Annotated in this window: 21 protein-coding genes; 8 read left to right on the top strand and 13 right to left on the bottom strand. The window is 66.9% G+C overall.

Going from position 1 to position 22,724, the window contains the following annotated elements; all coding sequences use genetic code 11:
- Positions 1-39 precede the first annotated feature (39 nt).
- Genes AC5P5R_RS18700 through cyoA form a run of 5 tightly spaced genes read right to left on the bottom strand, consistent with a single transcriptional unit; the run spans position 40 to position 4,585 of the window.
- A complete protein-coding gene (locus AC5P5R_RS18700; protein ID WP_099472681.1) occupies positions 40-720 on the bottom strand; it encodes an SCO family protein in 681 nt (226 codons plus the stop codon).
- A gap of 11 nt (positions 721-731) precedes the next feature.
- Positions 732-1,064 (bottom strand): cytochrome o ubiquinol oxidase subunit IV, encoded by a 333-nt coding sequence (cyoD, locus tag AC5P5R_RS18695; RefSeq protein WP_005411473.1) that lies wholly within the window; start codon positions 1,062-1,064, stop codon positions 732-734.
- A 1-nt stretch (position 1,065) separates the two neighbouring features.
- Positions 1,066-1,701, bottom strand: a complete 636-nt coding sequence (gene cyoC / locus AC5P5R_RS18690) for a cytochrome o ubiquinol oxidase subunit III (RefSeq protein WP_080281857.1) — start codon at positions 1,699-1,701, stop codon at positions 1,066-1,068.
- Positions 1,698-3,674: a cytochrome o ubiquinol oxidase subunit I gene (gene cyoB / locus AC5P5R_RS18685; protein WP_043034249.1), complete on the bottom strand. Its 1,977-nt coding sequence runs from the start codon at positions 3,672-3,674 to the stop codon at positions 1,698-1,700. The genes cyoC and cyoB overlap by 4 nt, the downstream gene beginning before the upstream one ends.
- Before the next feature lie 5 nt (positions 3,675-3,679).
- Positions 3,680-4,585 carry a ubiquinol oxidase subunit II gene (gene cyoA, locus AC5P5R_RS18680; protein ID WP_099472679.1) on the bottom strand — a complete coding sequence of 302 codons (906 nt, stop codon included), beginning with the start codon at positions 4,583-4,585 and terminating at the stop codon, positions 3,680-3,682.
- 183 nt (positions 4,586-4,768) lie between these two features.
- On the opposite strand from cyoA, the gene AC5P5R_RS18675 reads away from it, so the two are divergent.
- From AC5P5R_RS18675 to AC5P5R_RS18660, 4 genes are read left to right on the top strand one after another with little or no spacing between them, the layout of a single operon-like run.
- Positions 4,769-6,184: an aminotransferase-like domain-containing protein gene (locus tag AC5P5R_RS18675; protein WP_099472677.1), complete on the top strand. Its 1,416-nt coding sequence runs from the start codon at positions 4,769-4,771 to the stop codon at positions 6,182-6,184.
- Positions 6,185-6,239: 55 nt separating this feature from the next.
- Entirely contained in the window at positions 6,240-6,518 is a 279-nt protein-coding gene (locus tag AC5P5R_RS18670) for a hypothetical protein (RefSeq protein WP_005420041.1), read from the top strand.
- Positions 6,518-7,117, top strand: coding sequence for a DUF6436 domain-containing protein (locus AC5P5R_RS18665; protein ID WP_032127099.1), 600 nt, complete (start codon positions 6,518-6,520; stop codon positions 7,115-7,117). Before AC5P5R_RS18670 ends, AC5P5R_RS18665 begins: the two co-directional genes overlap by 1 nt.
- Before the next feature lie 9 nt (positions 7,118-7,126).
- Complete coding sequence (locus tag AC5P5R_RS18660) at positions 7,127-8,641, top strand: aminotransferase-like domain-containing protein (RefSeq protein WP_043034246.1); 1,515 nt, start codon at positions 7,127-7,129, stop codon at positions 8,639-8,641.
- Between the two features lie 287 nt (positions 8,642-8,928).
- Here AC5P5R_RS18660 and AC5P5R_RS18655 read toward each other — a convergent pair whose 3' ends face one another.
- The 3 genes from AC5P5R_RS18655 to AC5P5R_RS18645 form a co-directional block, all read right to left on the bottom strand.
- Complete coding sequence (locus tag AC5P5R_RS18655; protein WP_099472676.1) at positions 8,929-10,230, bottom strand: aminotransferase class V-fold PLP-dependent enzyme; 1,302 nt, start codon at positions 10,228-10,230, stop codon at positions 8,929-8,931.
- Positions 10,230-12,632 (bottom strand): TonB-dependent receptor plug domain-containing protein, encoded by a 2,403-nt coding sequence (locus tag AC5P5R_RS18650; protein ID WP_099472675.1) that lies wholly within the window; start codon positions 12,630-12,632, stop codon positions 10,230-10,232. The genes AC5P5R_RS18655 and AC5P5R_RS18650 overlap by 1 nt, the downstream gene beginning before the upstream one ends.
- Positions 12,633-12,849: 217 nt before the next feature.
- Positions 12,850-13,470: a hypothetical protein gene (locus AC5P5R_RS18645; RefSeq protein ID WP_235646413.1), complete on the bottom strand. Its 621-nt coding sequence runs from the start codon at positions 13,468-13,470 to the stop codon at positions 12,850-12,852.
- Here AC5P5R_RS18645 and AC5P5R_RS18640 point away from each other — a divergent pair.
- Genes AC5P5R_RS18640 through AC5P5R_RS18630 form a run of 3 tightly spaced genes read left to right on the top strand, consistent with a single transcriptional unit; the run spans position 13,439 to position 16,084 of the window.
- Positions 13,439-14,266 (top strand): AraC family transcriptional regulator, encoded by an 828-nt coding sequence (locus tag AC5P5R_RS18640; RefSeq protein WP_100438207.1) that lies wholly within the window; start codon positions 13,439-13,441, stop codon positions 14,264-14,266. The two genes, AC5P5R_RS18645 and AC5P5R_RS18640, sit on opposite strands and share 32 nt — an antisense overlap.
- 13 nt (positions 14,267-14,279) lie before the next feature.
- Entirely contained in the window at positions 14,280-15,359 is a 1,080-nt protein-coding gene (locus tag AC5P5R_RS18635; protein ID WP_099472672.1) for an alpha/beta hydrolase family protein, read from the top strand.
- Between the two features lie 53 nt (positions 15,360-15,412).
- On the top strand, positions 15,413-16,084 hold the full coding sequence (locus tag AC5P5R_RS18630; protein ID WP_164281655.1) for a VOC family protein: 672 nt from the start codon (positions 15,413-15,415) through the stop codon (positions 16,082-16,084).
- A gap of 1 nt (position 16,085) precedes the next feature.
- Here the strand turns inward: AC5P5R_RS18630 and AC5P5R_RS18625 are convergent, their stop codons facing one another.
- The 3 genes from AC5P5R_RS18625 to AC5P5R_RS18615 all read right to left on the bottom strand — a co-directional run bounded on the left by AC5P5R_RS18625 (position 16,086) and on the right by AC5P5R_RS18615 (position 19,832).
- Positions 16,086-17,405 (bottom strand): TPM domain-containing protein, encoded by a 1,320-nt coding sequence (locus AC5P5R_RS18625; RefSeq protein ID WP_088911523.1) that lies wholly within the window; start codon positions 17,403-17,405, stop codon positions 16,086-16,088.
- A 2-nt stretch (positions 17,406-17,407) separates the two neighbouring features.
- Positions 17,408-19,246: a M3 family metallopeptidase gene (locus tag AC5P5R_RS18620; RefSeq protein ID WP_100438205.1), complete on the bottom strand. Its 1,839-nt coding sequence runs from the start codon at positions 19,244-19,246 to the stop codon at positions 17,408-17,410.
- A gap of 73 nt (positions 19,247-19,319) precedes the next feature.
- On the bottom strand, positions 19,320-19,832 hold the full coding sequence (locus AC5P5R_RS18615) for a hypothetical protein (RefSeq protein WP_100438204.1): 513 nt from the start codon (positions 19,830-19,832) through the stop codon (positions 19,320-19,322).
- Positions 19,833-19,914: 82 nt separating this feature from the next.
- Between AC5P5R_RS18615 and AC5P5R_RS18610 the strand changes: the two genes are divergently transcribed.
- Complete coding sequence (locus tag AC5P5R_RS18610) at positions 19,915-20,541, top strand: YiiX/YebB-like N1pC/P60 family cysteine hydrolase (RefSeq protein WP_049395696.1); 627 nt, start codon at positions 19,915-19,917, stop codon at positions 20,539-20,541.
- Positions 20,542-20,592: 51 nt separating this feature from the next.
- Here the strand turns inward: AC5P5R_RS18610 and AC5P5R_RS18605 are convergent, their stop codons facing one another.
- Entirely contained in the window at positions 20,593-20,757 is a 165-nt protein-coding gene (locus AC5P5R_RS18605; RefSeq protein ID WP_164281656.1) for a hypothetical protein, read from the bottom strand.
- A 273-nt stretch (positions 20,758-21,030) separates the two neighbouring features.
- The gene (locus tag AC5P5R_RS18600) at positions 21,031-22,455 is read right to left on the bottom strand and encodes a short-chain fatty acid transporter (RefSeq protein WP_172476277.1); all 1,425 of its coding nucleotides are present in this window, start codon (positions 22,453-22,455) and stop codon (positions 21,031-21,033) included.
- Positions 22,456-22,724: the final 269 nt, after the last annotated feature.

The following is a 22,724-nucleotide window of genomic DNA, read 5'->3' as shown; positions in this document are numbered from 1 at the left end:
GCCGACCAACGGTCGGCACCCACCGCGGTGGAGGTGGCGTCAGCGGGCGGCGAGTGTGCCGCTGTGCTTGAGGTGGCAGCTGGCCAGCGCGTCGTTGCCGGCGGCCGGGTGGCCGGGCTCGAGCAGCAGGCGCTGCACGTCCGAGAACAGCTTTTCCACCGGCATGCCGTACGGCGCGAACAGGCGCAGTCGCCCCTGGCGGTCGAACACGTAGCCACCGGCAATGTGGCTCATCGTGTAGGTATCCGGTACCTGACCGGGTTCCTTTTCGTAGAACGCCTTGAAGTCGCTGGCCATCGCGGCCAGTTGTGCTTCGTTGCCGACCAGTGCGATTGCCTTGGGGTCGAACGCTTCCACGTAGGTCCGCGCAACCTCCGGGGTGTCGCGGGCCGGGTCAACGCTGACGAACACCACCTGCAGCTGGTCGGCATCCTTGCCCATCAGGTGCTTGACCTGGCTCAGCTCGACCATGGTGGTCGGGCACACGTCCGGGCAACTGGTGAAACCGAAGAACAGATAGGTCACCTGCCCCTGCAGGTCCTTCGGGCCGCGCACGGTGCCGTGGCTGTCGGGCATCGACCACTGCTGGCCGAGCTCTTCGCAGGCGATGTCCTTGGAGTAGAAGTCCATGCGCGACTGCGCACTGCAGCCGGCCAGCAGGCCGAGCAGCAGGCCTGCGGCCAGCCGCAGGCCACGTTGGGGGAACGCAATGCCTTTCACGGTTCGCAGGCTCAGTTGATCATCATGTGGTAGTGCATGCTCCAGATGATCCAGACCGACAACGCGACGATGATGAACAGGATCACCAGGGTGAACACGAAGCTGGCCAGGTTCCAGCCACCTTCGGACTTGCGGTCCATGTGCAGGAAATAGACCAGCTGCACCAGGATCTGCGCCACCGCGAAGCCAACCAGCAGGAACAGCGTGAGCGGCCGCGACAGCACCGGGTTCATCACCAGTGCGAACGGCACCACGGTCAGCAGCGCGCATAGCACGAAGCCGATCAGGTAGGACTTGGTGGAGCCGTGCGCATTGCCGGCGCGCGAAGTTTCGACGTGGGCCATGTCAGAAGGCTCCAATCAGATAGACGAAGGTGAAGACGCAGATCCACACCAGGTCCAGGAAGTGCCAGAACAGGCTCAGGCACGACACGCGGGTGATGTTGGTCGGGGTCAGGCCACGGCGGTAGACCTGGTGCATGACCACCGCCATCCAGATCAGGCCGCTGGCCACGTGCAGGCCGTGGGTGGCGACCAGCGCGAAGAACGCCGACAGGTAGGCACTGGTGCTGGGGCCTGCGCCTTCGTGGATCAGGTGCGAGAACTCGTAGATCTCCATGCCGATGAACGAGGCACCGAGCACGAAGGTCACGCCCAGCCAGCGCAGCACCGCCGAGGTGTCGTGGCGATGCATCGCCAGTACGGCCTGGCCGTAGGTGATGCTGGAGACCAGCAGCAGGAAGGTCTCGGCCATCACGAACGGCAGCGAGAACAGGTCCTTGCCGGTGGGGCCGCCGGCGTAGGCGGTGCTGAGCACCGCGTACGAGGCGAACAGCGAACCGAACAGCACCAGGTCGGACATGAGGTAGACCCACATGCCGAACACCTTCATGCCGCCCTGTTCGTGGCCGTGGTCGTGCTCGTGGTGGTCCTCGTGCGCCTGCGTGTCGCTGGCCAGCTCGGGGCGGGTCAACAGGTTCATGCGCGTACCTCCTTCAGCTTGGCAAGGTTGGCCGCTTCGGTGCGCGCCACCTCGTCGGAACTGACGTAGTAGTCCACGTCCTCGTCGTAGGACCGCACGATCAGTGTCACGATCATCGCGATGAAGCTGGCCGCGGCCATCCACCAGATGTGCCAGACCAGGGCGAAGCACAGCACCAGGATCCAGATGTTGAGGACCAGCGGCACGCCGGTGTTCTTAGGCATGTGGATCGGTGCGTACTTCTTCGGCGGCGGCGGCAGGCCGCGCTTCTTCGCTTCGTGGAAGGCGTCCAGCTCATCGGCCTTGGGCACCACGGCGAAGTTGTAGAACGGCGGCGGCGACGGCGTGGCCCATTCCAGCGTGCGTGCGTTCCACGGGTCGCCGGTCAGGTCCAGGTTGCGCTTGCGGTCGCGCACGCTCACGTAGATCTGCACAAGCATCAGGATGATGCCCGCGAACACGAACAGTGCACCGATGAAGGCGGCGATCAGGTACGGCGTCCACGCCGGGTTGTCGTACTGGTTCATGCGGCGGGTCATGCCCATGAAGCCCAGCATGTACAGCGGCATGAAGGCCAGGTAGAAGCCGATCACCCAGCAGGCGAACGACCACTTGCCCAGGCGCTCGTTGAGGGTGAAGCCGAACACCTTCGGGAACCAGTAGGCGAAGCCGGCCAGGTAGCCGAACAGCGCGCCGCCGATGATGGTGTTGTGGAAGTGCGCGACCAGGAACAGGCTGTTGTGCAGCAGGAAGTCGGCGCCCGGGATGGCCAGCAGCACGCCGGTCATGCCACCGATGGTGAAGGTGACCAGGAAGGCGATGGTCCACAGCATCGGCACGCTGAATTCGACGCGGCCGCCGTACATGGTGAACAACCAGGTGAAGATCTTCACGCCGGTGGGGATGGCGATGATCATCGTCATGATGCCGAAGAAGGCATTGACGCTGGCACCGGAGCCCATGGTGAAGAAGTGGTGCAGCCAGACGATGAACGACAGGATGCCGATCGCCAGCGTGGCGCCCACCATCGACTTGTAGCCGAACAGCTTCTTGCGCGCGAACGTGGCAGTCACTTCAGAGAAGATGCCGAACGCCGGCAGCACCAGGATGTACACCTCCGGATGGCCCCAGGCCCACACCAGGTTCACGTACATCATCGGGTTGCCACCCAACGTGTTGGTGTAGAAGTTGAAGTCCAGGTAACGGTCCAGGGTGAGTGCACCCAGCGCCACGGTCAGGATCGGGAAGGCGGCGATGATGATCACGCTGGTGACCAGCACGGTCCAGGTGAACACCGGCATCTTCATCAGGGTCATGCCCGGCGCACGCATGCGCAGGATGGTGATGAACAGGTTGACGCCGGTCAGCAATGTGCCGACGCCCGAAGCCTGCAATGCCCAGATGTAGTAGTCCACGCCGACGCCTGGACTGAACTCGATGCCCGACAGCGGCGGATAGGCCACCCAGCCGGTCATGGCGAATTCGCCAACGCCCAGCGAGATCATCATCAACGCTGCGCCGACCACGAAGATCCAGAAGCTGAAGGCGTTGAGGAACGGGAATGCCATGTCGCGCGCGCCGATCTGCAGCGGCACGATGATGTTCATCAGTCCGACCACGAACGGGGTGGCCACGAAGAAGATCATGATCACGCCGTGCGCGGTGAAGATCTGGTCGTAGTGCTCCGGTGGCAGGAAGCCGTCACTGCCCGGCCCGGCCGCCGCCAGCTGCGCGCGCATCATCAGCGCATCGGCAAAGCCACGCACCAGCATGACCAGCGCCACCACCACGTACATGATGCCGATCTTCTTGTGGTCCACGGTGGTGAACCAGTCACGCCAGAGCGGACCCCACAGCTTGAAGTACGTCACCGCGCCGAGCAGCGCGAGGCCGCCCAGCACCATGGCCGCCAATGTGACCACGACGATCGGCTCGTGCAGTGGCACGGCCTCCCACGTCAATTTACCCAACATGTTCGTTACTCCTGGGAAACCTGGGCACCGCCGGCAGCGCCCGCCGGGGTAGCAGCAGCGGTGTTCTCACCGACGCCGATGAACTGGTCGATGACCTTCTTGAACAGCAGCGGTTCAACACTGGAGAAGTGCTGCACCGGTACGTTCTTCGACGGTGCGGCCAGCGCCTTGAACTGCGTGAAGCTGAGCGCGTCCGGCGCGCTGCGCACCTCGGCCACCCAGCGATCGAAGTCTTCGTTGCTGCTGGCAGTGGCGATGAACTTCATGTTCGAGAAGCCATGCCCGCTGTAGTTGCCGGACATGCCACGGAACTGGCCGGGCTCGTTGGCGATCAGGTGCAGCTGCGTGCGCATGCCGGCCATCGCGTAGATCTGCCCTCCCAGCTGCGGGATGAAAAAGGTATTCATCGTCGAGTTGGAGGTGATGTTGAACGCCAGCGGGCGGTTGGCCGGGAAGTTGAGCTGGTTGACCGTGGCGATGCCCAGATCCGGATACACGAACACCCATTTCCAGTCGGTGGCGATCACGTCCACGTGCAGCGGCTCACCGGCCACGTCCAGCGGCTTGTACGGGTCCAGCTCGTGGGTCGACTTCCACACGATCACCGCCAGCACCGCGATGATGATCAGCGGCACGCCCCAGACCACGATCTCCACCTTGGTGGAGTGCGACCAGTCAGGCATGTATTTGGCTTTGGTGTTGCCGGCGCGGTAGCGCCACGCGAACACGAAGGTCAGCACGATGGCCGGTATCACCACGATCAGCATCAGGCCGATGCAGATCAGGATCAGGTCGCGCTGGGCGAGCCCGACCATGCCCTTCGAATCCAGCAGCACCCAGTCACAGCCCGACAGGCCGACGCAGGCCAGGGCGACCAGCGCCAGGCGGATGCGGTTCCAGCAGATATTCATTGGAGGTCAACCCTGTTGAAGAAGCGCGCTTGACCGGCTCGCCTGCGCGCAGCGCCCGGGCGTGGAGCGGCTACACTGTGGGTACGAGGTCGCCTACAAGCAGGCGAACCACTCCAATCAAGCCCATACAAGATACATCATTGTATGGAATTGTGCATCTGCACGTATGGAAAAAACTGACCGATGACGCCACCTGCCGCCGGCCGCCGCCTGAAACACCCCAATCGCACCTGGGTTCGCCCCTTCCGCGAGGGCGCCGGCCCGCTGTACCTGCAGATTGCCCAGCAGGTACGCGAGGCGGTGGATGACGGCGTGCTGCGCCCGGGCGACCGGCTGCCGCCGCAGCGCGACCTGGCCCAGCAGGTGGGCGTGGACCTGACCACCGTCACCCGTGCCTTCGCCGAGCTGCGCCAGGCCGGCCTGCTCGACGCGCAGGGCGCCGGTGGCACCTTCATCGCGCTGTCGGCCGGCAACCGCAGCACCTCGGTGGACCTGAGCATGAACATCCCGCCGCTGCTGGGCAGCGCGCCGTTCGCACAGGGCATGGAGGCCGGTTTCCAGCACGTGGGCCAGCAGCTGGGCCAGGGCGAGCTGATGAGCTATCACGTCGGCGCCGGCACCCGCGAGGACCGCGCCGCCGCCGTGCAGTGGCTGGCGCCGATGCTGGGCACGGTCGGTGCCGACCAGGTGGTGATCTGTCCCGGCGCGCAGACCGCGCTGTGCGCGCTGATCCTGGCCCGCACCCAGCCGGGCGAGCTGATCGCCGCCGAGCAGCTGACCTACCCAGGCCTGCTGGCCGCCGCGCGCGTGCTGCAGCGGGGCGTGGTGCCGGTGGCGATGGACGCCGAGGGCATGCTGCCGGACGCGCTGGAGGAGGCCTGCCAGCTACGCCGCCCGCGCCTGCTGTACCTGGTGCCGACCATCCAGAACCCGACCACGGCAACGATGTCGGCACAGCGCCGGCAGGCCCTGCTGGCGGTGGCGAAGCGCCACGATCTGACCGTGATCGAAGACGATCCCTACTGGTTGCTGGCCGGTGACGCCGCGCCGCCGCTGGCCGCCCACCGCGACGCCGGCTGCCCGGTCTACTACATCTCCACCCTGTCCAAGTGCCTGGCCCCGGGCCTGCGCACCGCCTACCTGGTGGTGCCGGCCGGCGAGCCGATGGAACCGGTGCTGGATGCGCTGCGTGCGATCGCGCTGATGCCGACCCAGTCGATGGTGGCGGTGGCGTCGCAGTGGATCCGCAGCGGCCAGGCCCAGGACATGGTGCAGCGCTTCCAGCAGGAACTGCGCGAGCGCCAAGCGATTGCCGCGCAGTACCTGCCGTCCCGCGCCCAGGCGCATCCGGCCGGCCTGCATGTGTGGCTGCCGCTGCCGCCACGGCTGGACCAGTACCGGTTGATCCAGGCCGCACAGGAACAGGGCCTGGGCATCGCCAACTCGGATGCCTTCAGCGTGGAAGAGCCGCCGCCGGGCAACGCGATCCGCCTGTCGCTGGGCGGCGCGGTCGACCAGGGCGCGCTGGCCGGGGCGCTGGCCAAGCTGAACGAGATTCTGTCTGAAGCCCCCGAAGCCCGGCACAACGCCATCGTCTGAACCGGGTGCATGGCGCTTCATCCATACAAGATGATATTTTGTATGCAATGTATGGATGAAGGGACGTGCATCGATGCGCGCCGAGAAACTGAAGTTCCACCTGGTGATGGCCGGGTGCGGTGGCTTTGTGGTGCTGATGCTGGCCGCGCTGGCCTGGGTCTGCCTGCAGCCGCAGACCGTGGACGTACAGGCCGCCGAGCGCCACGCCATCGAACAGTGCGTGCAGCGCAGCGAGGATCCCTCGCGTAGCGAGATCCAGCGTCGCGCGCAGGCCGACTCCTGCCGCGAGATGCGCAAGCAGTACGTGCACAAGTTCGGCGGGGACGCGTCCTGATGGGCGCAGCCGCGCCGCGTCGCCGCTGGCTGCTGCCGACGATGATCGCCCTCGCCTGCCTGTTCATGGCCGGCGTGGCGGCTGCGCTGTGGCAGTACTTCGGCTACAGCGCGCAGTCCACCTTCACCGAACAGGCCATCGTCTTCGACGACTCGCAACTGCGCCTGCCGGCCGATCTGGCCGGTGATACCGGCCGCATCCGCGTGGTGCATTTCTGGGACCCGGCCTGTGCGGTCTGCAACCGCGAGACCGGCGCGCACCTGAGCTACCTGATCAGCATGTACCGCCGCGCCGGCATCGACTTCTATGCGATCCGCCGCCCGGGTACGCAGGGCGAGCTGCCCGAGCCGCTGCGCAACAAGGTGATCAACCTGCCGACCATCGACGGTATCGAACACATCCCGGCCAGCCCCGCCGTAGCCATCTGGGATCGCCAGGGCCATCTCGCCTACGCGGGGCCGTACAGCATCGGCATGGTCTGCAACTCGGCCAACAGCTTTGTCGAACCGCTGCTGGACAGACTGGTGCGCGGCGAGACCGTGCGCCCAAAGGGACTGCTTGCCGTGGGCTGCTACTGCCCCTGGCAGGCCAAGCGCTGAGGACGTGCGATGACATCACTGACGCTGGCCGGTGTGGCCGCCGCAAACAACAACGGCGGTCACCTGTCCGAACCGACCGATGGTTATGGACAGGCTCCCGCCGTTGGAAGCAACGATACGCCCCGACATGCTCCGTACATGCCGCGACCGGATGTCGCAGCACGCGAATGGGTGCAGGACGTGCTCGCGCACAACGGGCCGATCTACCTGCGCATCGTCAATTCGCTGGAACGCACGGTGCGCCGTGGCGGCCTCGCACCCGGACAGCGCCTGCCCTCGCAGCGCGCGTTGGCGCAGCAGCTCGGCATCGACCTGACCACGGTCACCCGCGCCTTCGATGAAGCACGCAAGCGCGGCCTGATCGAAGCACGCGGACCACAAGGCAGTTTCATCGCACCGCCCAAGGCTGGCTTCGACCAGGCGGTGGACCTGAGCATGAACGTGCCGCCGGTGCCCGATGCCGATGCGCTGGCCGAGACGCTGCGCCGCGGTGCGGCCGCCGTGCTTGCGCGCAGCAATGCACCGAACCTGATGACCTACCACCTGGGCGGTGGCAACCCGACCGACCGACATGCAGCGGCGCGCTGGCTGCAACCGATGCTGGGAAAGGTGGACGACGCCTGCCTGTTGCTGACAGAAGGTGCCCAGGTGGCACTGGCCGCGATCCTGGTCAGCCAGGGCCGCGACAATGATGCGATCCTCTGCGATGCGCTGGTCTATCCGGGCCTGCTGCAGGCCGCCGCCGCACTGGGCCGGCGGCTGGTGCCGGTGGACAGCGACGAACACGGCATGTGCCCCGATGCGCTGGCCCGGCTGGCACGCGAAAGCGGCGCGCGGTTGGTCTATCTCAACCCCACCTGCCAGAACCCGACCGCGCTGACCCTGCCGCTGCAGCGGCGCGAGGCGCTGGCACGTGTACTGGAAGGCGAAGGCCTGCTGGCGATCGAAGACGATCCTTACTGGCACCTCGCCGAGGATGCACCTACACCGCTGGCGGCACTTGCACCGCGTCATGTGTTCTACGTGGCGACGCTGTCGAAGGTGATCAGCCCCGGCCTGCGCACTGCGTTCGTGCAGTGCCCAAGCGCTGCGCACGCGGAGGCGATGACGGCTGCATTGCGGGCGACGCGGCTGATGGGTCATCCGCTGGTCTCGGCGTTGGCCAGCCAGCTGCTGCTGGATGGTTCGGCGCAGTCGCTGCTGGCCCTGGTGCGCACCGAGGCACGCGAGCGCATGCGGATGGCGCGCTACCTGCTGGCGCCATCGCTGCTGCAGCGCGCGGAAGGGCTGCATGCCTGGTGCCGGGTACCAGCGCCGTGGACCGACGCCACACTGGTGCGTACCGCACAGCTGCAGGGGCTGGCGATTGCGCCATCTTCGGCGTTCTGTCCGCCAGGGGTTTCGCACCAGAGCGGCGTGCGTTTGTCGCTGGGGCTGGCGACGGACCGCCGACAGCTGGAGAGTGCGCTGCGACGGATTGATCGGTTGTTGTTGTCCGATGCGTTGCCGACGATCGAGCGGTAGCCCTGGGATGGGATGTGCCGACCAACGGTCGGCACCCACCCGACCGGTAGTGCCGGCCGCTGGCCGGCGGAAGACTCCTCAGCATGGTTGGAATGTGCCAACCAACAGTTGGCACCCACCCGACCGGTAGCGCCGGCCGCTGGCCGGCGGAAGATTCCCCGGCACGGTTGGAATGTGCCAACCAAGGTTGGCACCCACCCGACCGGTAGCGCCGGCCGCTGGCCGGCGGAAGATTCCCCGGCACGGTTGGAATGTGCCAACCAAGGTTGGCACCCACCAAAGCAGGGTCAGGCCAAGGCGGAGAGGGCCTTCACCAGCGCATCCATCTGCTCCGGCCGGGTGAACACCGATGGCGTCACCCGCACGCAGGCACCGGAATCCAAACCGTCGCGATGGGTGGTGAACACGCGATGCTCATCCAGCAGGCGCTTCTGCAGCGCGAGGTTGTCAGCCACGCCGGTGCGCCCGCGCAGGCGGAAGCTGGCCAGCGCACTGGCCAGCCCCGGGTTCGGCGAGGACAGCACCTCGATGTGCGCCATCTGCCGCGCTGGCAGCGTCCAGCGCTCGCGCAGGTAGCGCAGCCGCGCCTGCTTGTTGGCCACGCCGACGCGCTGATGCAGGGCAATCGCCTCCGGCAGTGCCAGGTAGGCGGCGAAGTTGACCGTACCGGTGTGCACGCGGCTGCCCACGCGACCATCATCGGTCTCGCCCATGTACGGGTCCAGGTCCGCCACGCGCCCCTTGCGCACGTACATCGCGCCGACGCCGACCGGCGCGCCGATCCATTTGTGCAGATTGATGCCCACGAAGTCAGCCTTCAGATCCGGCACGGCGTAGTCGATCTGACCGAAACCATGGGCAGCATCAACGATCACATCGATACCGCGTGCCCGCGCACGCTCGGCGATCTCGGCCACCGGCAGCACCAGCCCATGGCGATGGCTGACCTGGGTCAGCAGCACCAGTTTCAGGCGCGGCAACCGCGCGAACGCGGCCTCGTAGGCCTGCAGGATCTGCGCGTGGTCGGGCACGGCCGGTAGCGCGATACGCTCGACCTGCACGCCGCGACGCTGCTGCAGCCAGCGCATCGCGCCGATCATGCTGTCGTAGTCGATGTCGGCATACAACACCTGGTCGCCGGGCTGCAGGCGGTTGTAGCCACCGATCAGCGCCAGCATCGCCTCGGTGGCCCCCCGCGTCAGTGCGATCTCATCAGCACCCACACCCAGCAGTTCGGCTACCTCTCGCTGCACCGCCATGTATTGCGCCGGAAACGCGCGGCGCCCATACCAGGCGTTGCCACGGTTCACTTCAGTGGTGTGGCGCTGGTAGCTGGCCAGCGTCTCGCGACCCATCGCGCCCCAGTAGCCGTTCTCCAGGTGGTTCACTTCATCGGTGATGTCGAAGTGGCTGGCCACGGCGGCCCAGTAGCCTTCATCGAGGGCCAGCACGTCCGGCGCCACGGTCGTCGAGGGAATCTCCATCGGCGAAGCGTAACGCGCAGCGGCGCTGGCAGGCAGTGAAGACAGTGCAGCTGCGGCCGGCAGCAGTGTGCCGGCGCGCAGCAGGGAACGACGACGAGCGTCCATCAGAAGGTCAGCCGGTACTGCGCGTACAGGTTGGCACCGTCGGTGTCGTACGGCGCGTTGCGCGAGTAGACCAGGCCACGGCTGGCCTGGAACGTGGCCTCATCCGGGTAGCGATCGAACACATTGTCGGCGCCCACGCGCAGGCTGTGGTGCTCGTTGATGCGATAGCCCACGGCCAGGTCGAGGAAGCTCATCGCACCGAAGCGCTGGTAGATGTCGCCCACCGCGTTGCCGCTGGAATCGGTCCAGGCGCCGTAGTAGCGCATGCGCGCCATCAGCGACCAGGCACCGATGTCCCAGCTGCCGGTCAGACTGCCCTTGTGCTCGGGCAGCCGGTCTTCGAACAGCACGCGCTGGGTTTCGTTGGTGGCCACCGAGGTGCTGCCGTTGTCCACGCGGGTGCGGTTGTAGTTGTAGGCCAGGATCAACGTCATGCGGCCGGCGCCGAGATCACGCAGGTAGTTGCCGACCACGTCGACGCCGGTGGTGGTGGTATCGAAGTCGTTGGTGAAGTAGTTCACCGAGGTGTAGCCCAGTGGATTGGGCGTACCGGCCGGAATGGCGAAGCTGGCCGACTGGCTGAAGCGGTCGGTGAGCTTGATCTGGTAGACGTCCACCGAGCCGGACAGACCCAGGTCCGTGCGCCAGGTCAGGCCCAGCGAGGCGGTGCGCGATTCCTCCGGCTTCAACGGCTTGGCTCCAAGCAGCTGCGCCAGCGGATCGTTCGGCGACAGGCGGCCACTGGTGAAGATCTGCAGCGTGCGCGTGTCCAGGCCCTGGGTGGTGCTGGTGGTATTGAGCTGTGCCGGCGTCGGTGCGCGGAAGCCGCTGGACACGGTGCCGCGCAGGGCCACGTCCGGGGTGATCGCAAAACGCGCCGACAGCTTGCCATCCAGTGTGCTGCCAAAGCTGGAGAAGTCCTCGTAACGGCTGGCCGCACCGATGCTCCAGCGCTCACCCAGCGGCATCTCCATGTCCACGTAGGCGGCCTTGCTGCGCTGGCTCCACTGCCCGGCCTGGCTGGCCGAGAAGCCCGGTGCACCGTTGGAGTTGGCTTCCAGCCCAGCGGCAGCGCCCGGGCCCACGGCGTATGAAGCCGGATCACCGGCACGCACCTGGTAGGTCTCCTGGCGGAACTCGCCACCAAAGGCAACGTTGATCGGCTTGGACAGCGCGGCCACGTCCCATTCGTAGTTGAAGTCGGCGTTGGCATTCTTCTCGGTCTGGGTCAGGCGGCCGAGATCGAACGCGGTCGGGCTGGCGGGACCCAGCGAGGCGTTGATCGAATTCTTCAGGCTGTAGTCGATGGCATTGCGGCCATACGAGGCGCTTACATCCCAGCGCAGCTTCGGCGTGATCTCGCCGCGCAGGCCACCGACCAGCTGCAGGTCGTTCTGGACGTTGCCGTACTGCGGGCTGAAGCCCACCGGGTACAACGAACGCAGGTTCCAGCCCGGGAAGATGGCGGTGGTGCGATACGCGCCGGTGGTGGTGTCCGGGTTGCGCCAGTTGAAATCGCTGACACCGTCGCTGTGGCTGTACAGGCCGAAGGCATAGAGCTCCAGCGTCTCGCTGGCATTGGCCTTCACGTTGAAGCCGACGCGGCGGCTTTCCAGTTCCGGCTGGCCCCAGCGCTGCACCGGATTGGGCACGTCCAGCTCCGGATGTGCAGCCTGGAAGGCGATCGCATCGGGGCGCTGGCGGGTGCGCGAGGTGGCGTCGGAGTTGGACGATTCGGCGAACAGCACCAGGCTGCCATAGTCGCCCAGCGACCAGCCGGTGCGCGCACTGAAATCGCGCGAGGCACCGTCGCCCTGCGCGTACTGCGAATAGCCGGCGGTGATCTCGGTGCCCGGACCATCCTCGAGGATGATGTTGATGACACCGGCGATGGCGTCCGAGCCGTACTGCGCCGATGCGCCGTCGCGCAGCACTTCGATGCGCTTGATCGCGCTGGTCGGAATCTGTGCAAGGTCGGCCGCCTGTGCACCACGGTTGCCGAGCAGCGCGCTGCGGTGGAAGCGGCGGCCGTTGACCAGCACCAGGGTCTGGTCCGGCGACAGGCCACGCAGGGTCGCCGGGCGCACGAACACCTGGCCGTCGGCCATCGGCAGGCGCTGCACCACGAACGACGGCACCAGCTGGGCCAGTACGTCCTTCAGGTCGGTGGATTCGACGGACGTGATGTCTTCCTTGGTGAACACGTCCACCGGCGCCAGTGTTTCGAACTGGGTGCGGTTGGAGGCGCGGGTACCGGTGACCAGCATCGCGTCGAGCTGGGTGGGTGCGGCGTGGCTGCCACCGGCGGCATCGACCGCATCGGCTTCCGCTGCGATCGCGCCTCCTGCGCTGGCCATGGAAAGGGCAAGGAGGATGGAACGCGAAAGCTTCGAACGATGCACGGCAGGGCTCCGGGAGGACGCGACAGGGCCAGCACCTGTGCGGACACAACAGGCCTGGACAAGGCGCGCAGTCTCGGCGCGATGTGTGAAGGAGGCATGACGTCAGTACGACAGCTTGATGCGCCAACCAAGGTTGGCCCCTGCCAGGGCTCATCCGTAGATCCACGCCATGCATGGGTGGCAATGAAGACCCACGCCCCATCCCCGCACACTGCGGCTAGCCGTTGGCGTCGTCGCCAAAGCCGAAACGGGCCGGCCGTGCCGTTCGCAGCGGAACGAACATCATGGCGGCGAACACCACCAAGGCGGGGGTGGACATGATCCAGATGCCCCTGTTGCGAATCCCGATCCCCATGAAGTCGACCTGCAGATCGCCGATCCATTGCAGCTGCGTCAGTATCATCACCAGCCCGCCGATAGTCGCGCACGGCAACCCACCGTGACCGGCCCCCAACAACGTCGGTGTCAGAAACCCGCCCAGCAACGCGAAGCCGACACGGTACACCCAGGGATTGCCGCGCCACCGTGGCGCGCCGAACAACATCAGCAGCATCAACGCCAGGGTCAACAGACTGGGAAGTACCCAGAGGGCAAGCAGCATTTCGATCATCTCGATCATCGGCCGGGCTCCGCTGGCCTGGCATCCCACGTCGTCGATCGCATCTCCCTGCCCCTCATCACGTCCATGAAGCACGCATTGTTGCCGGTACGCGGGCAGACGCAAAGCCCCGGCAGCGCAAGAACTGCTAAACGCCGCGCCTACCGATCCGCTACTGTGCCCGGCATCGGATTCAAGGAACGGCAGGATGAGCGCGGCAGGCAAGGCGTTGTGGTACATCGAAACCCATGCGGATCGACCGCTGGCACTGGCCGACGTCGCCGCTGCGGCGGGGCTGTCGCCGTTCCATCTGTCGCGCCTGTTCCAGGCCCGCACCGGTACCTCGGTGGTGCGCTACCTGCGCGGACGGCGCCTGACCGCGGCCGCGCAGCGGCTGGCCGCCGGCGCAGGCGACATCCTGCAGGTGGCACTGGGTGCGGGCTACACCACCCATGCAGCGTTCACCCGTGCCTTCAGCGAACAGTTCGGACAGACACCAGAGCGGGTACGCGAACAGGGCACCGACGGCCTGGCACTGGTGCAGGCGATCCGCGTGGACGAGGCGCCTGTACCCTGCGATGAGGCACCGCGCCTGCTCGACACGCCCGCCTTCCAGCTGGCGGGTATCGGCATGCGGCATACCCGCGACAGCGGCGGTGCGATTCCCGGACAATGGGCGCAGCTCAACCGGGAATGGCCGACGCCCGCTCCAATCAGCTTCGGCGTGTGCTGCAACAGTGATGACGATGGCGGCTTCGATTACATTGCCGCACTGCCCGCCAGCGCGCTGCCGACCGTGCCGGCGCACTGGCAACGGGTGGACGTGCCGGCGCGCCGCTATCTTGTGGCCTGGCACGGCGGGCACATCTCGGCCATCCGCTCGACCTGGTTCTGGCTGCTGGATCATTACCTGCCCGGCTCTGGCCTCAGCCTGGCCAATGCACCCGATCTGGAGCGCTACGACACCCGCTTCGACGAGCACACCGGCAACGGCGGCGTGGAGATCTGGTTGCCAGTCGACGAACGTCCCAACTGACAAGGAACTGAAGATGCGCATGATGGCCGCTGTGCTGGGAATGATCCTCATGGTCTCCACTGCCATCGCCGAGGGCAGCGAGACGCAGGCGGCCGGCGAGCGCCACGGCGCCACCACGGTGGCCAGCGCGGCTGTACGCGATGGGCAGCACCACGACGCGCTGCGCTACACGGTCTGGTACCCAGCGCTGGCCGGCAGCCGGGAAACCGCCCTGACCATCGGCCCGCCCGACGCACCGCTGTTCGAGGTTGGACGCGCAGCGGTGGATGCTCCCGTCGCGGGGGCTCGCCTGCCGACGCTGCTGCTGTCGCACGGTAACGGCGGCAGCGCACGCATGATGGGCTGGCTGGGCACGGCGCTGGCGCGGAACGGTTATCTGGTGATCGCGGTCGATCATCCCGGCAACAACGGTGCCGACGAGATGACGCTGGCCGGCAGCATGCTGAGCTGGCTGCGCGCGGATGATCTGCGCGCTGCGCTGGCCGCCGTGCAGGCCGATCCGATCCTCGGCCCGCATGTCGATCCAGAACGGCTGGGCGTGGTCGGCTTCTCGGCCGGTGGCTACACCGCGCTGCTGGCAGCCGGTGCACGGCCCAGCCTGCAGCGACTGCTGGCCTTCTGCACCGCGCACCCGGATGACGGCGTCTGCCAACCGCAACAGGAGGCGGCCACGCACACGATGCAGGCGCGCCGGGCCGCTGCGGCTTCGCCCGCGCTTGCCCCCTGGATCGCCGAGGCTGACGCACAGCGCGCGATTCCCGGCGTGCGTGCCGTGTTCCTGCTGGCACCCGCCATCGTGCAGGCGTTCGCGCCCGCGCAGCTGTCCGCGTTGCGGCAGCCGGTATCGATCATGTTGGGGGCCGCAGACACCGTCGCGCCACCGGAGACCAATGGTGAGGCCGCACAGGCGCAGATTCCGCGCGCAACGCTGCAACGCCTGCCGGACGTGGGTCACTACGACTTCCTGGCGGCCTGTACCGTTGTCGGCGGGCAGAGGCTGCCCGAGCTCTGCAGCACTGCGGTTCCCAGGACGAAAACCCACCGGCAGGCGGTGGATGCAGCCACGCGATTCTTCGCCGACGCACTGCGCTAGTGGCCGCCGGATGCGGCCCGGCGCTACAGTGATCGCGTCCACGGAGAACGATCATGCGCCTGCTGCACCTCACCCTGCCGGTCTCCGATGTCGGCGCCGTCGCTGCGTATTTTCACGATGTCCTGCAGCAACGCGTGGTCGGCAACCATGTGCACATCGGCTGGAGCACGATCGAACTCCAGCCTGCGCAGGATCGCCCGGTCGGTGGCGTGCACCTGGCCTTCAACGTACCGGACAACCGCTTCGGCGAGGCAATGACCTGGCTGCGCGAACGCACGCCACTGCAACGCAATCCAGCAGGGCTGGATTACTTCGCGCTGGAAAGCAGCTGGCAATCGGAGTCGGTGTACTTCACTGGCCCCGATGGCTTGATCCTGGAACTGATTGGCCGCCGCCGCTTGCCCGGCAGTACGCATCAGGGCGCCTTCCACGGCAGCGAACTGACCTGCCTGAGCGAGGTCGGCCTGCCCAGCCACGATGTCGATGCTGTGCGCGAACAGTCCAGCCTGCGGTTTGGCCTGCAACCGATCAGCCCGCCTTCGCCGCAGTTCGCGCCGATGGGCGACGACGAAGGGCTGCTGATCGTGGTCGCTGCGGACCGGCGCTGGTTCCCCGAGCAGAAGGACCTGCCCAATGCGCAGGGGCTGTTGCTGCAGGTCGGCGACGTGGCCGGCCCGGGCGTTGTGGAGGACGCTGCACTCGGCTGGCGTGTGCAGGCGACCTGATCTACCAGCTGCCCGACGCGCCGCCTCCGCCGCTGCGGCCGCCGCCTCCGGACCAACTGCTGGAGCTGCTCGACGACGAACTGCTGGATGACGAACTGGACGCGCTGCGGTGGCCGCCGGATGATCTGCGGCCGCCGCGTGCCTTCTCACCTGGCAGCATGGTGAAGATCCAGGTGAAGTACAGCACGAGCGTGCCGGCACTCCACCCGATCGTCGTGGCGAGGCGCGCAACCGGGCCGGCGCGATCGATGGCCAGCAGTGCGAAGAGCACGTAGCCAGCGGTCAGCAGCAACAGCACTGCGCACCTCACCCCGAAGCTGCTGCGGTCCTTGTGCCAGCGCGCGCGGCACGCCTGTACGAGGAAGAACACCAGCATGGCCACGATGCCTACCGCCAGGTCCAGCAACGTGTGCAGGGCCAGACTGGGTGGCAACTGGCCACGCACCACCATCACCACGAAGAACCCCGAACTGACCCCGAGCATGCCGAGCAGCACCACGCGCACACCGCGACTGCGGTGCCAGCACCAGCCAAGCAGGCTCGCCACCGGTACGCACAACGCCAACACGATGCAGAGCGCTGCCAGTGCCTGGCGTGGCGCCCACATGGCCGCCGCCAGCAGGCCCGCGGCCACCACGGCCGTCACCAGCAGCGGGCGGGCCCAGGCCGGCAATCGCTCCGGGTGCGCCTGCGCCGAGGGCGGCGAGCGCCACAGACCCGCAAGGAAGCCGGCCAGCAGCGTCAGTGCAACCACCGAGTCCGCGCTGCGCCAATCGGCCGGCAGCACGTTGCGCATCGATGGCGCTTCCGATGCCGGCAGGTCCTCGCCATCGATCAGCGCCACTATGATCTTCGTTCCATCCAGCACGCCCTGGTCAAGGTCGCCATCGCGGAAGCGCGGCACGATCGCCTTGTCGATGATGCGGGCGGCATAGGCATCGGGTATCGCGCCCTCCAGGCCGTAGCCGGTCTGGATGCGTACACGGCGGTCCTGCACGGCCACAAGCAGCAGCACGCCATCGTCAACGCCTTCGCGGCCCAGCTGCCACTGGTCGAACACCCGCTGTGCGTAAGCTTCGATGCCTTCGTCGCCAACATGGTTGACTACCATCACCTGCAGCTGCGCGCCGGTGCGCGCCTGCAACTGGAATGCCTGCGTGCGCAGTTTGTCGCGGGTATCCGCCGAAAGTGCGTTGGCGGCGTCCACCACCGGATCATCCAGCGCAGGGACTGCAGCACCGGCCATCACCACCCTCGGCAACAGGCACAGCAGCATCAACAGCCATGCCGTGGCCCAGGTGCACGTCATCCTGCGCAGCATCTTCACGTTCCCTGCCCTGCCTCGATCCGCGCATGCAGCGCCTGCAGCTGTGCCGCCGTCTGGTTGAACACCTGCAGATCGGCGTCCACCAGGGCCGCCCAGTCAGGCGCGTGCCCCAGCAGTTGCGCCACCTGCTCGTTCGGCGCGCGATCGAAGCCCTCGCCAAGCACGGCAAGATAGCGCGCACGGAACCCCTCGGGATCGCGCTGGTCCTGCACATACAACTGCACGGCCAGCAGACCCGCATACAGGTAGTTCACCAGATAGTTCGGGTCTTCATACATCAGGCGCTTGCCGATCCAGGTGTTGCGCAGCTGCGGGTAGCGCTCCGGTTGCTGGCCGAAGCGTGCGAGCACCCGCCCGGTCAGCGCGTCCAGGTCATCGGCGGTGCCCAGCGTGCCGGCGGCAACACCCTGGTAGATCGACTGCTCCAGCTGCGCTTCCTCTGAAGAGGTGAACAGCTGCAGCACCATGTCGTCCAGCAGCGATTTCAGGTAGTAGGCCTTGGCACGCGGGTCCTGTGCCTGCTGGTACAGCTGGTCGCGGAAGCGCAGCTCGTTGTAGATCGCGAACGCCTCGGTCAGCCACTGGCTGCCATTGCGCTGCAGCGGCGACGCATGACCCCGCTGCATCCACTCGCCATGCACGGCATGGCCAGCTTCATGGGCGATCTCGACATCGCTTTCCAGGTCCCCGCTGCGGACACCAACGAACAGCATTGCCGGCACACCAGGAGCGCTCACGGAGAACGCGTCCTGGCTGCGGTCACCGCGTTCGGTGGCCAGATCCATGCGGTGGCTGGCCGGATCGAGCAGCGCGCGCAGTTCAGCGACGTACGCCGGGCCCAGGTGCTGCATGGCATCGGCGGCGTTGTCGCGCAGCTGCGCCAGCGTCAGCATCGGTGGCGTGTAGCCGGCATCGGGCACCGTGGTATCCCAGATCTGCGGCGCGTCGATGCCCGATCGCGCAGCGTGGTGCAGCAGCATCTCCTGATAGGCGCGGCGGTCTCCCGCATGCTGTTCGATCGCCACCAGCGTTGCATCCACTGCGGCAGTATCCAGGCCCATGCGCTGATAGCCATGTGCCGGCGCCGAGCCGTCACCCTGCAGGCGTGCCGCGGCGTCATTCACCTGCACCAGCCCCAGCAGCACCGACGCCATCGGCTCACGGCGCGATTGCAGGCCTTGCCAGTAGCCCTTCCAGCCCGCCTCGCGCAGGGCGCGGTCGGGCTGCCGGGCCAGTGCCTGCCTGTCGCGCCCCGTGTCCCAGTGCCGGCCGCCGTGCTCGAGCTGCGGGTACTCGGCGCTGCGCAGGATCTGCCCACGCAGGCGCGCGAAGCTGTCCAGCGCCGGATCGGCCAGTGCCTCCACGGCCTCATCCAGCGCGGCGTTGGCCGGGGCGGCGGCCTCCTTCAACGCGCGTGCGCGCAGGAAGCCATAGGGTGCTGCCCATGGCGCATCCGCAGGCGCCTCGCGCAGAGCGGCGCGGCCGCTGCGGGCAATGCGGCTGCACAGCCCCATCACCTGGTCCAGCGCCTGGGCCGGACGCTGATCACGCGCATTGCGGGCGGCCTGCAGGTGCAGGTAGCTGTGATGGCGCAGGCACTGCGCCTCCAGTACCTCGGCCTGCCGGAAGCGTTCCGCGGGTGCAACGGTGGACGCCTGCTGCAGAGCCTCGACGCGCTTGCCTAGTGCGTCACGCGCGGCCTGTTCGGCGGTGGCATTGGCGAAGTAGGCGCGGTCATCGGCATGCACCGACTGTGCCTGGGCGCCGCTGAGAGAGGCTATCGCCAGCACAGCTGCGATGGCGGTGGTGGTGGCGTGCTTCCTGAAAGCCTGCATCGGCGTCTCCCTGCCTGGACCAGGGATCGAGCCTAGCAGTCACTGGCCCGCCGCGCCTGTGCCGGATCAGGTTTCAGATCGACTCCTCCTCACGCTTGACCAGTGTCCAACACGGCGTCTGCGCAAAGGTGTAGGTCTGCTGGTCGCTGCTGTCCGGCATACGGATCTGCACCTGCCGCTGCCCGTCGGCCAGGAGGCTGACCTGCATTTCGCGGCCCTGCCCGGCCAACGCGGCAGGATCGGGCATCACCGGCCACTCCACATCGGCCAGCGCCAACCGGCTTTCCACCTTGCGCGGTTCCGGCTCGGCCTCTGCATCGATGTAACTGTCCAGCAGCGGATCGGCAGTAGCCTTTTCCTGCAGCGCGATCTCATTGCCGAAATGCTTCAGGAATGTATCGAATTCCGGGTGGGGGCATTCACTGCGTGCAGCCACAGGTGTGGGCTCGGCGGCAGTGATCGCCGGCGCCGCTGCGGCAGGCCCGGCTTCGCCCGCTGTCTGCGGCGGCTGCGGCGCTGGCGTGCAGGCAACCAGCACCACGCCACAGGCGAGCATCAGCAGTGCGGCAGAACGGTATCGACACATGGGCTCATCCTGAATCCGGTCCGGTCGCTCCATGCTACCGCGCGCCCTACAATTCCGGCATTCCGCCTGTCCGAGAGTCCTCATGCATCGCCTCCTGCTCCTGATCGGCCTGCTGCTGCCCGCCCTGTGGCCAGCGGTGGCGATGGCCGTCGATGTCCACGAAGGCGATCTGCTGTTTGTCACCGCCGGCCACAGCGGCCTCAGTGCCGCCATTGACGATGCCACCGGCAAGCAGGGCGCGCCCAGCTTCGATCACGTCGCCCTGGTCGCTTCCACGCCGAAGGGCTGGGAGGTATTGCATGCGGACGAGAAAGGATCGCGCCGGCAATCGCTGGTCGAGTTCCGCCAGGAGGCGCGCGCCAAGCAGCGGCAGATCGTGGTCTATCGCCTGCATGCGCCGCAGCAGGCGGCCATCAAGGATGCGGTCGCCACCGCGCGCACGATGCTGGGCAAGCCGTACAACACGTCGTATGTGTTGAACGAGGACAGCTACTACTGCTCGGACTTCATCGAACGCGCCTTCCGTGCGCACCACGTGTTCGCATTGCAGCCGATGAACTTCCGCAACCCGCAGACCGGGGAGATCGCCCAGCACTGGGTGGATCTGTACCGCGGCATGGGCATGGACGTACCGCAGGATCAGCCCGGCACCAATCCGAACGACATGTCGGCAGCGCCGGTGCTGCAGCGTGTCGGCGTGCTGGAATAAGCAAAGCCCCGCACGGGGCGGGGCTTCGCATCACCGGAGCTGGTGGCGAGGTCACTCTTCCTCGTCCTGCCCACCCTGCTGCTGGTTGCGCGGGTTGCGCTGCTGCTGTTCCTGCTGCTGTTGCTGCTGCTGGTCGCGGCCACGACCCTGCTGCTGATCCTGCTGGTTCTGCTGGCCCTGCTGCTTCTGGTTCGGGTTCTGGTTCTGCTGTGCCATGTCCGATCTCCAAAGCCACTCGCGGAATGCGGTGGACGTGGCCATCGTCTGCAGCGAATGGTTAATCACGCGTGGGTGCGCGGCTACATCTGCGTGTACGCCTGTGAATGAACGCGCAGAAGCCCTTGTGGCACAAGCGGCTGAAGAATTCATGCGGGTTCGGCATGTGCTCATGCAGTGGTCAGCATGGCGCGCATTCATGGCGTTCTCAGCCGGAAACACGCGCGGAAGGAGGCTGGCTTCCCAACTCACGCAGGCAAGCCAGCCCAGCATTCAGGGCATCACCGGCGGCACATACGCCAGGGTCATGCCCAGCAGCCACAGCAGGCCCAGCACCAGCGGGATGTGCACCAGCAGCTGGATGAAGGTGAAGCCCACGATGTCGCGTGCCTTCAGGCCCAGCACGCCCAGCAGCGGCAGCATCCAGAACGGATTGATCAGGTTCGGCAGCGCTTCGGCCGCGTTGTAGACCTGCACCGCCCAGCCCAGGTGTGCCTTCAGTTCGTTGGCGGCCTGCATCACGTACGGCGCCTCGATGATCCACTTGCCACCACCGGAGGGCACGAAGAAGCCGAGCACCGCCGAATAAACGCCCATCACCAGCGCGAAGGTATCGGTGCTGGCCACGTGCACGAACAGGCTCGACATCCGGTGCGCCAGTGTCTGCCCGTCGCCACCGGCAGCGTGGGTGAGGATCATCGCGATGCCACCGTACAGCGGGAACTGGATCAGCACGCCGGTGGTGCTGGGCACCGCCTTGGCCACCGCGTTGAGGAAGCTGCGCGGCCGCCAGTGCAGCAGCAGGCCCAGCGAAATGAACAGGAAGTTGTAGGTGTTGAGGTTGGCGATGGCGGTGACCACCGGCTTGTTGGCGAACTCGTTGAACAGCCAGCCGAACGCCAGCAGCGAGAGCAGCACGGTCAGCAGCGGGCTGTACTCCAGCCATTCGCCCGGGCGCGTGCGGCGCTGCAACGGCTCCGGCTCGGCCTGCGCGGCGCCGGGGAAGTCTTCAGCGGTACGGGCACTGCCGGCGGCCGGTGCGGTCAACCAGGCGATCAGCAGCGAGACCAGGATCAGCACCGCGGTCAGTGCGATCGACTGCCACAGGAAGATGGTTTCGGTGAACGGCAGGACGCCGGTGATCTCGACCAGGCCCGGCGGCATGCTGGCCGGATTGGCCTGCAGCTGTGCGGCCGAGGAACTCAACCCCATCGCCCACACCGCCCCCAGGCCGAGATACGCCGACGCACCGGCCGCGCGGTAGTCCATGCGCAGTTCGGTACGGCGGGCCAGCGCGCGCACCAGCAGGCCACCGAACACCAGCGAGAAGCCCCAGCTGAGCAGCGAAGCGAGCATGCTGACCAGGCCCACGTACACCACCGCACCGCGGCCGGTACGCGGCACCCGGGCGAGGAAATCGATGAAGCGTGCGACCACCGGCGCGGTGGCCACGGCGTAGCCACCGATGACCACGAAGGCCATCTGCATGGTGAAGGGAATCAGGCTCCAGAAACCGTCACCGAAGGCGCTGGCGGTGGCCTGCGGGGTCGAACCGAAGCCCATCGCGGCCAGCGCGACGATGACCACGCCCAGCACCGCGAACACGTACGCATCGGGGAACCACTTTTCCGCCCAGGCGGCCGAGCGCAGCGCTGCGCGCGCCATCCAGCCGTCCTGTACTGCTGCCGTCGAGGCCATCGCCTACCCTCCCAGGTTCGATGGATCGATTCTGGGCGGTGGGGTGCGGCCTGTCAGCCACCTATTGGTCGTAGGTCGCGGAGGAGGGTAGTGCCGGCCGCTGGCCGGCAACCTTGGGATCGTGCACGGGTGCAGCCGGCCAGCGGCCGGCTCTACCAGATCTGGGGACGGTCGCAGGTAGTGGGTGGCGGTAGTGCCGGCCGCTGGCCGGCAACCTCGAGATCGCACACGGGTGCAGCCGGCCAGCGGCCGGCTCTACCAGATCCAAG

It is taken from the genome of Stenotrophomonas sp. YJH_SMC_19, from assembly GCF_059367915.1.
This window is presented reverse-complemented; position numbering and strand designations above follow the sequence as displayed.

Bases quoted from the DNA above. Each gene is read 5' to 3' on its own strand.
- cyoD (WP_005411473.1), bottom strand. From the start codon at position 1,064: ATGGCCCACGTCGAAACTTCGCGCGCCGGCAATGCGCACGGCTCCACC.
- cyoC (WP_080281857.1), bottom strand. From the start codon at position 1,701: ATGAACCTGTTGACCCGCCCCGAGCTGGCCAGCGACACGCAGGCGCAC.
- cyoB (WP_043034249.1), bottom strand. From the start codon at position 3,674: ATGTTGGGTAAATTGACGTGGGAGGCCGTGCCACTGCACGAGCCGATC.
- cyoA (WP_099472679.1), bottom strand. From the start codon at position 4,585: ATGAATATCTGCTGGAACCGCATCCGCCTGGCGCTGGTCGCCCTGGCC.
- AC5P5R_RS18675 (WP_099472677.1), top strand. From the start codon at position 4,769: ATGACGCCACCTGCCGCCGGCCGCCGCCTGAAACACCCCAATCGCACC.
- AC5P5R_RS18670 (WP_005420041.1), top strand. From the start codon at position 6,240: ATGAAGGGACGTGCATCGATGCGCGCCGAGAAACTGAAGTTCCACCTG.
- AC5P5R_RS18665 (WP_032127099.1), top strand. From the start codon at position 6,518: ATGGGCGCAGCCGCGCCGCGTCGCCGCTGGCTGCTGCCGACGATGATC.
- AC5P5R_RS18660 (WP_043034246.1), top strand. From the start codon at position 7,127: ATGACATCACTGACGCTGGCCGGTGTGGCCGCCGCAAACAACAACGGC.
- AC5P5R_RS18655 (WP_099472676.1), bottom strand. From the start codon at position 10,230: ATGGACGCTCGTCGTCGTTCCCTGCTGCGCGCCGGCACACTGCTGCCG.
- AC5P5R_RS18640 (WP_100438207.1), top strand. From the start codon at position 13,439: ATGAGCGCGGCAGGCAAGGCGTTGTGGTACATCGAAACCCATGCGGAT.
- AC5P5R_RS18645 (WP_235646413.1), bottom strand. From the start codon at position 13,470: ATGTACCACAACGCCTTGCCTGCCGCGCTCATCCTGCCGTTCCTTGAA.
- AC5P5R_RS18635 (WP_099472672.1), top strand. From the start codon at position 14,280: ATGCGCATGATGGCCGCTGTGCTGGGAATGATCCTCATGGTCTCCACT.
- AC5P5R_RS18630 (WP_164281655.1), top strand. From the start codon at position 15,413: ATGCGCCTGCTGCACCTCACCCTGCCGGTCTCCGATGTCGGCGCCGTC.
- AC5P5R_RS18625 (WP_088911523.1), bottom strand. From the start codon at position 17,405: ATGCTGCGCAGGATGACGTGCACCTGGGCCACGGCATGGCTGTTGATG.
- AC5P5R_RS18620 (WP_100438205.1), bottom strand. From the start codon at position 19,246: ATGCAGGCTTTCAGGAAGCACGCCACCACCACCGCCATCGCAGCTGTG.
- AC5P5R_RS18615 (WP_100438204.1), bottom strand. From the start codon at position 19,832: ATGTGTCGATACCGTTCTGCCGCACTGCTGATGCTCGCCTGTGGCGTG.
- AC5P5R_RS18610 (WP_049395696.1), top strand. From the start codon at position 19,915: ATGCATCGCCTCCTGCTCCTGATCGGCCTGCTGCTGCCCGCCCTGTGG.
- AC5P5R_RS18605 (WP_164281656.1), bottom strand. From the start codon at position 20,757: ATGGCACAGCAGAACCAGAACCCGAACCAGAAGCAGCAGGGCCAGCAG.
- AC5P5R_RS18600 (WP_172476277.1), bottom strand. From the start codon at position 22,455: ATGGCCTCGACGGCAGCAGTACAGGACGGCTGGATGGCGCGCGCAGCG.